The organism is Streptomyces sp. NRRL WC-3549 (assembly GCF_000721935.1).
GTDB lineage: Bacteria > Actinomycetota > Actinomycetes > Streptomycetales > Streptomycetaceae > Streptomyces.
The window spans coordinates 190,717-198,086 of the sequence record NZ_KL585394.1 but is presented as its reverse complement, the minus strand read 5'-3'; the positions used below and the strand labels follow the sequence as shown (position 1 = coordinate 198,086).

Genomic DNA, 7,370 nt, shown 5'->3' with positions numbered 1-7,370 from the left:
AGAGATGTGTATAAGAGACAGCGCTCGGCGCGGACGTGGTGGTGCACTCCACCACCAAGTACATGGGCGGGCACTCCGACGTGGTCGGCGGCGCGCTGGTCACCGGCGACGCGGAGCTGGCCGAGGAACTGGCGTACCACCAGAACGCGATGGGCGCCGTCGCCGGCCCGTTCGACGCGTGGCTGGTGCTGCGCGGCATCAAGACCCTGTCGGTGCGCATGGACCGCCACGACGAGAACGCCACCAAGGTGGCCGACCTGCTGACCCGGCACCCCGAGGTGACCCAGGTCCTCTACCCGGGGCTGCCGGAGCACCCGGGGCACGAGATCGCCGCCAAGCAGATGAAGGCGTTCGGCGGGATGGTGTCGTTCCGGGTCGCGGGCGGCGAGGAGGCGGCGGTCGAGGTCTGCAACCGGGCGAAGCTGTTCACGCTCGGTGAGTCGCTCGGCGGGGTGGAGTCGCTGATCGAGCACCCGGGGCGGATGACGCACGCGTCCACCGCCGGTTCCCTGCTGGAGGTGCCGGCCGACCTGGTCCGGCTGTCCGTCGGCATCGAGAACGCCGACGACCTGCTGGCCGACCTGACGCAGGCGCTGGGCTGAGGACGGGTGCGGACCGATCCGGCGGCCGGGAAACCCCGGTCGCCGGACGTCCGCGGGTGAGAGGAGCCGGGCCGGCGGTCCTCCGGGGCACGGATGCCTCTTCGACCCGCACGTGCCGGTACCTGCGGGGGAGGGCCGCCCGGGACACCCCGGTCCGGCCTCAGCCCTCCTGCGCCGCCTGGTGCGCCGCCCGGTCGGCCAGGGAGATGTTGAAGCGGGTGAGCAGGGCGCAGAAGGTGTCGCGCTCCTCCTCGCTCCAGTCGTCGGTCACCCGGGACATCAGCTCGCGGCGTGAGACGCGGACCTCCTCCAGGCGCGTCTGGCCGCGCGGCGACAGCTGCAGGACGACCGCCCGCCCGTCCTCCGGGTGCGAGGTCCGCTTGACCAGACCGGTGTCGACGAGGGGCGCGACCTGCCGGGTCACGGTCGAGGAGTCGATCCCCATGCCGGCGGCCAGGGCCTTGACCCCCATCGGCCCTTCCTTGTCGAGCCGGTTGAGCAGCAGGTAGGCGGCCCGGTCCATCGAATTGCGGACCTGGCCGACACCGCCGAGGCGGGTCTGCTCGGCACGGCGGGCGAAGACGGCCACCTGGTGCTGGAGAGCGTCGAGGAGGTGGTCCGTCCCCGGGCCTTCGGGGACGGCGCCCCCGGAGGGGGACGCGGCAGTCGACATGTCCTGAGGGGGCATGGCCGGGAGCTCTCTTCGTGCGGTGTCGGATGGGTGGGGGACAGAGTACGCGGCCCCGGGGCAACGTGTACCAGCGCTGCACAAACCTGTGGACAACACCGCAGCCCACCATGAGACGCGACGGCCGGGACGGCCCCGGACTGCAAGACTTGCGGTCATGAGCTTCCGTACGACAGCCCCCGTCCCGCCCCTGATCCTCGACGACGTCCGGGGCGCGCAGAAGATGCTCTCCGGGGTGGTCAGGACGACCGAGATGGCGGGCAGCCGTCACCTGTCCTCGTCGGTCGGCGCTCCCGTCCACCTCAAGTGCGAGAACCTCCAGCGCACCGGTTCGTTCAAACTGCGCGGCGCCTACGTGCGGATCGCCGGCCTCAGCCCCGTCGAGCGGGCGGCCGGGGTGGTGGCCGCGAGCGCCGGGAACCACGCGCAGGGGGTCGCCCTGGCCTCCTCGCTCCTCGGCGTGCGCTCCACCGTCTTCATGCCGGTGGGCGCCCCCCTGCCCAAGGTGGCGGCGACCCGCGAGTACGGGGCCGAGGTGCGGCTGCACGGCCAGGTCGTCGACGAGACGCTGGCCGCCGCCCAGGAGTACGCCGAGCGCACCGGGGCCGTCTTCATCCACCCCTTCGACCACCCGGACATCATCGCGGGCCAGGGCACCGTCGGGCTGGAGATCCTGGAGCAGTGCCCGGAGGTCCGCACGATCGTCGTGGGCGTCGGCGGGGGCGGCCTCGTCGCCGGGATCGCGGTCGCGGTGAAGGCCCTGCGCCCCGACGTGCGGATCATCGGGGTCCAGGCGGAGGGCGCCGCCGGATATCCGCCGTCGCTGGCCGCCGGGCACCCGGTCTCGCTCGACTCGGTGCAGACGATGGCCGACGGCATCAAGGTCGGCCGCCCCGGAGACATCCCGTTCGGGCTCGTCCGGGAGCTGGTGGACGAGGTCCGTACGGTCACCGAGGACGAGCTCTCCAGTGCGCTGCTGCTCTGCCTGGAACGCGCCAAGATGGTCGTCGAACCGGCCGGTGCGAGTCCGGTGGCCGCCCTGCTGAGCGACCCCGGGTCCTTCCGCGGCCCCGTCGTGGCCGTGCTGTCCGGCGGCAACGTCGACCCGCTGCTGATGCAGCGCCTCCTGACCCACGGCATGGCGGCGGGGGGCCGCTATCTGAGCCTGCGGCTCCGGCTCACCGACCGCCCCGGGGCGCTCGCCGCGCTGCTCTCCACGCTGTCCCGGGCGGACGCCAACGTGCTCGACGTGAGCCATGTGCGGACCGACCCGCGGCTGGGGCTCACCGAGGCCGAGGTGGAGCTCCACCTGGAGACCCAGGGCCGCGACCACTGCGCCCAGGTCGCCGAGGTGCTGCGGGAGGCGGGGTACCGGGTGACGGGCTGAGCCCGGGGTGGCGCCGGGTGGCCAGGGATACGGCCGGTGCGGGCCCGGGGGCGGGCCGGGGAGCGATGTCGGGAAACCCGTTGTGTGTCGCGATGTATCGCGATACCGTGCCACCGCCGGACACTCCGGTGTTCCCGGCGCACGGGGGCCGGGAACTCTACGATCCCTTTCGGAAGTCACCTGAACGCAACTGGGGGAATCCCACATGCCAGGCGCCATTTACGCCGAAGGCCTGGTCAAGACCTTCGGCGACGTACGTGCACTGGACGGCGTCGACCTCGACGTACCCGAAGGCACCGTCCTGGGCCTCCTGGGCCCCAACGGTGCGGGTAAGACGACCGCCGTACGCGTCCTGACGACCCTGCTCCGGCCCGACAGCGGGCAGGCCGTCGTGGCCGGTATCGACGTGCTGGAACGGCCCGAGGAGGTGCGCCGCTCGATCGGTCTCTCGGGTCAGTTCGCGGCCGTCGACGAATACCTCACCGGCCGCGAGAACCTGCGGATGGTCGGGCAGCTCTACCAGATGAGCGGGCGCGACGCGAAGAAGCGGGCCGACCAGCTGCTGGAGCGGTTCAACCTCGCCGGCGCGGCCGACCGCACCGCGAAGACGTACTCCGGGGGCATGCGCCGCCGCCTCGACCTGGCGGCCGCGCTCGTCGTCTCCCCGCCGGTCATGTTCATGGACGAGCCGACCACCGGCCTCGACCCCCGCAACCGGCAGCAGCTCTGGGAGGTCATCCAGGACCTCGTCGCCGGCGGCACGACACTGCTGCTGACCACGCAGTACCTGGAGGAAGCCGACCACCTCGCCCACGACATCTGCGTGATCGACCACGGCAAGGTCATCGCCCGCGGCACCTCCGACCAGCTCAAGGCCCGCACGGGCGGCGAGCGCGTCGAGGTCGTCGTCCACCAGAGCGACCAGATCGAGCCCGCGCGCTCGGTCCTCGCCACCTACGGCAAGGGCGAGATCACCGTCTCCCCGCACACCCGCAAGCTGACCGTCCCGGTCACCGGCGGGGCCAAGCTGCTCGCCGAGGTCATCCGCGACCTCGACACCCGCGGCGTGGAGATCGACGACATCGGGCTGCGCCGGCCCACCCTCGACGACGTCTTCATCTCGCTCACCGGGCACGCCGCCGAGCAGGCGAAGAACGACGGGACCGGACCGACCGGGGCCGACCAGGGCCGTGAGGAGACAGAGCGGTGACCGCCACCACCCCCACGCAGGACATCGCCCCGCGGGCGCGCCGGGGAGCCATCGCGCAGTCGGTCATGGACTCCCTGGTCGTCGCCCGGAGGAACCTGATCCGCATGATCAGGATCCCGGAGATGGTGATCTTCGGCCTGATCCAGCCGATCATGTTCGTGGTGCTGTTCACCTACGTCTTCGGCGGCTCCATCAGGGTCGGCGGCACCATCTCGCCCCAGGCCTACCGCGAGTTCCTGATGGCAGGCATCTTCGCCCAGACCGTGACCTTCGCCACCGCGGGTGCCGGGGCGGGCATCGCCGACGACATGCACAAGGGGCTCATCGACCGCTTCCGGTCCCTGCCCATGGCCCGGGGCGCCGTCCTCACCGGGCGTACGATCGCCGACCTCGTGCAGACCGCCCTCACGCTCGTCGTGCTCGCGGGGGTCGCACTCATCGTCGGCTGGCGGACCCACGAGAACGTCGGAAAGGTGCTGCTGGGCTTCCTGCTGCTGCTTCTGCTCGGGTACGCCTTCTCGTGGATCGGCGCACTGATCGGCCTGATCGTGAGGACACCCGAGGCCGCCACCTCCGGCGGGCTGATCTGGCTCTTCCCGCTGACGTTCGTCTCGAACGCCTTCGTGGACGCCAACCAGATGCCGGCGTTCCTGCGGCACATCGCCGAATGGAACCCCTTCAGCGCCACCGTGCAGGCCTGCCGCGAGCTGTTCGGCAACCTGCCGCCGGGCTTCAGGACCCCGGACGCCTGGCCGATGCAGCACCCGATCCTCGCGTCGGTCCTCTGGTCGGTGGTCATCCTGGTGGTCTTCCGGACCCTCGCGGTCCGCAAGTACCGCTCGGCGGCCGCCTGAGCACCGGCCCACGACCGCGAGGAGCCCCGGCCGCTCGGGCCGGGGCTCCTCGACGGCGTGGGTGCGGTCAGCCCGTGTAGGGCTTCGCAGTGAGGATCTTCACCATCGCCTTCTTGCCGTTCGGCAGCTCGTACTCCGCCTCCTCGCCCATCCTCTTGCCGTTCACGCCCGTGCCGAGCGGGGACTGGGGGGAGTAGGTCTCGATGTCGCCGGTCGCGTATTCACGGGAGGCGAGCAGGAAGGTGAGCGTGTCGTCCGGGTCGCCGTCGAAGGCGATCGTGACGACCATGCCGGGCTCGACCACGCCGTCGTCGGCCGGCGGCTCGCCGACCTTCGCGTGTTCCAGGAGCTGGGTGAGCTGACGCACCCGGAGCTCCATCTTGCCCTGCTCCTCCTTGGCTGCGTGGTACCCGCCGTTCTCGCGGAGGTCACCCTCCTCGCGGGCCGCCGCGATCTTGACGGAGATCTCCGTGCGCGCGGGACCAGACAGGTACTCCAGCTCGGCCTTGAGCTGGTTGTACGCCTCCTGCGTGAGCCAGGTGACGTTATCGCTGGTCTGAGTCACAGGGTGCTCCTCGTCGGTACTGGGAATACAAAGCATCGCCCTACCCCAAGCATGTGCTGCAACGGGTGGGCGAAACCACGAGCCTAACAATTCCCCGCGAAAAGGGGGAGAAGGTAAACGGTCACACGCCGTCAGCGGTGATCCGCGCCCTCGGACACGGGCCGGGCGCGACGCCGCGCCCCCGTGGTCCCGGGTGCGTCATACGCCTGCCGGAGGGGTCAGTCGCTGACGCCGCACGACAGCAGCTCGACGGCGGTCGCCCTGGACGTCGTGCGCATCGAGACGACCGTGTCGATCCGGTCGGAACCCGTGTCGAGCCGGACCTCCTTGCGGCCCACCTCGCCACCGTCCTCGCTCAGGGCACGGACCGTGCAGTGCGCCACGACGTCGCGCTCCTTGCGCACCTCCAGGTGCGCGTCGGCCCGCTCGTCGGAGACCACCTTGGACTTGATGATCTCGGCGCTCACGTCCTGGCCGACGACGTAGGCGTAGCCGAACCAGCCGATCACGGCGAGCAGGACCGCACCGAGCACCGCGCCGACGATCTTCAGCGTGCGGTCGGCGCGTTGGTCCCGCGACCGGCCGTAGCGCCCGTCGGGCAAGGCCTCGCGCACCGCTGCCATGATCGTTCCTCCGGTACCGGGAATCGAGGAATTTTCCGCCCCCTGGTTCAGTCACTATAGAAGCCGACCACCGCGACGAATCACCGAGGACCAGTCTTGACCGAGCAGCTGCGACTGATGGCCGTTCACGCCCACCCCGACGACGAGTCGAGCAAGGGCGCGGCCACCATGGCCAAGTACGTGTCCGAGGGGGTGGACGTCCTGGTCGTCACCTGCACGGGCGGTGAGCGGGGATCCATCCTCAACCCCAAGCTCCAGGGGGACGCGTACATCGAGGCGAACATCCACGAGGTGCGCAAGAAGGAGATGGACGAGGCCCGGGAGATCCTGGGCGTCAAGCAGGAGTGGCTCGGCTTCGTCGACTCGGGGCTGCCCGAGGGCGACCCGCTGCCGCCGCTGCCCGAGGGCTGCTTCGCGCTGGAGGAGGACGAGACGGCGGCGGGGCGCCTCGTCGCGAAGATCCGCGCGTTCCGGCCGCAGGTGATCACCACGTACGACGAGAACGGCGGCTACCCGCACCCCGACCACATCAAGACGCACACCATCTCGATGATCGCCTTCGAGGCCGCCGCGGACACCGAGCGGTTCCCCGAGGCGGAGTTCGGCCCGGCCTGGCAGCCGCAGAAGCTCTACTACAACCAGGGCTTCAACCGGCCGCGCACGGTCGCCCTCCACGAGGCGCTGCTCGCCCGCGGGCTGGAGTCCCCGTACGGCGACTGGCTGGAGCGCTGGAAGGAGTTCGGGCGCGCCGAACGCACGCTGACCACGCACGTCCCGTGCGACGACTTCTTCGAGATCCGTGACAAGGCGCTGATCGCGCACGCCACACAGATCGACCCGGACGGCGGCTGGTTCCGGGTCCCGATGGACGTCCAGCGGGAGGTCTGGCCCACCGAGGAGTACGAGCTGGCGAAGTCTCTGGTCGCCACCTCCCTCCCCGAGAGCGACCTCTTCGCGGGCATCCGCGACAATGCCTGATATGTACGCGACCCAGGCACTGACGCACCTCGTCCCGCTCGCCGCCGACGAGCTCGACAAGAACAAGGTCACCCCCGGCGTCCTCGGCTTCCTCGTCTTCGCGGCGCTGGCCGTGGGCGTGTGGTTCCTGATGAAGTCGATGAACCGCCACATGGGCAAGGTCGACTTCGAGGAGGCGCCGGAACCGGCGGGGCGGGCGGAGGACACCGCGGTGAAGGCGCGAGCGGCCGGACAGGACTGAGCCACCGCGCACCGCCCGTGGTCGCCCCCGGACACGAGCCGGGGGCGACCACGCTCACACGCGGCGTCGGGCGTCGTCCAGATAGCGCAGCACGGCGGCGACCCGGCGGTCCGTGCGGTCCGCGGGCGCCAGGTCCAGCTTGGCGAAGATGCTGCGGATGTGCTTGTGCACGGCGCCGTCCGTCACGACGAGCCGTTCGGCCTGTCTCTTATACACATCTCT

At 70.8% G+C, this 7,370-nt stretch carries 8 protein-coding genes and 1 pseudogene; 6 read left to right on the top strand and 3 right to left on the bottom strand.

Annotated features, from left to right (window positions below):
- Positions 1–602 (top strand): annotated as a pseudogene (locus IH13_RS0111620) (PLP-dependent transferase); the annotation flags it as partial.
- A 160-nt stretch (positions 603–762) separates the two neighbouring features.
- Here the strand turns inward: IH13_RS0111620 and IH13_RS0111615 are convergent.
- Positions 763–1,290 carry a MarR family winged helix-turn-helix transcriptional regulator gene (locus tag IH13_RS0111615; protein ID WP_031083554.1) on the bottom strand — a complete coding sequence of 176 codons (528 nt, stop codon included), beginning with the start codon at positions 1,288–1,290 and terminating at the stop codon, positions 763–765.
- Between the two features lie 157 nt (positions 1,291–1,447).
- On the opposite strand from IH13_RS0111615, the gene ilvA reads away from it, so the two are divergent.
- The 3 genes from ilvA to IH13_RS0111600 all read left to right on the top strand — a co-directional run bounded on the left by ilvA (position 1,448) and on the right by IH13_RS0111600 (position 4,741).
- On the top strand, positions 1,448–2,677 hold the full coding sequence (gene ilvA, locus IH13_RS0111610; protein ID WP_031083552.1) for a threonine ammonia-lyase: 1,230 nt from the start codon (positions 1,448–1,450) through the stop codon (positions 2,675–2,677).
- A 205-nt stretch (positions 2,678–2,882) separates the two neighbouring features.
- Entirely contained in the window at positions 2,883–3,887 is a 1,005-nt protein-coding gene (locus IH13_RS0111605) for a daunorubicin resistance protein DrrA family ABC transporter ATP-binding protein (protein WP_031083550.1), read from the top strand.
- On the top strand, positions 3,884–4,741 hold the full coding sequence (locus IH13_RS0111600; RefSeq protein WP_031083548.1) for an ABC transporter permease: 858 nt from the start codon (positions 3,884–3,886) through the stop codon (positions 4,739–4,741). The genes IH13_RS0111605 and IH13_RS0111600 overlap by 4 nt, the downstream gene beginning before the upstream one ends.
- Positions 4,742–4,808: 67 nt before the next feature.
- On the opposite strand, the gene greA is transcribed toward IH13_RS0111600, so the two are convergent.
- Together greA and IH13_RS0111590 are read right to left on the bottom strand one after the other, a co-directional pair.
- Positions 4,809–5,306: a transcription elongation factor GreA gene (greA, locus tag IH13_RS0111595; RefSeq protein ID WP_030627759.1), complete on the bottom strand. Its 498-nt coding sequence runs from the start codon at positions 5,304–5,306 to the stop codon at positions 4,809–4,811.
- Between the two features lie 218 nt (positions 5,307–5,524).
- Positions 5,525–5,929 carry a DUF4307 domain-containing protein gene (locus IH13_RS0111590; RefSeq protein WP_031083547.1) on the bottom strand — a complete coding sequence of 135 codons (405 nt, stop codon included), beginning with the start codon at positions 5,927–5,929 and terminating at the stop codon, positions 5,525–5,527.
- A 96-nt stretch (positions 5,930–6,025) separates the two neighbouring features.
- On the opposite strand from IH13_RS0111590, the gene mca reads away from it, so the two are divergent.
- Positions 6,026–6,907, top strand: coding sequence for a mycothiol conjugate amidase Mca (mca, locus tag IH13_RS0111585; protein ID WP_031083545.1), 882 nt, complete (start codon positions 6,026–6,028; stop codon positions 6,905–6,907).
- 1 nt (position 6,908) lies between these two features.
- The gene (locus tag IH13_RS0111580; RefSeq protein ID WP_031083543.1) at positions 6,909–7,148 is read left to right on the top strand and encodes a hypothetical protein; all 240 of its coding nucleotides are present in this window, start codon (positions 6,909–6,911) and stop codon (positions 7,146–7,148) included.
- The last annotated feature ends 222 nt before the right edge of the window (positions 7,149–7,370 follow it).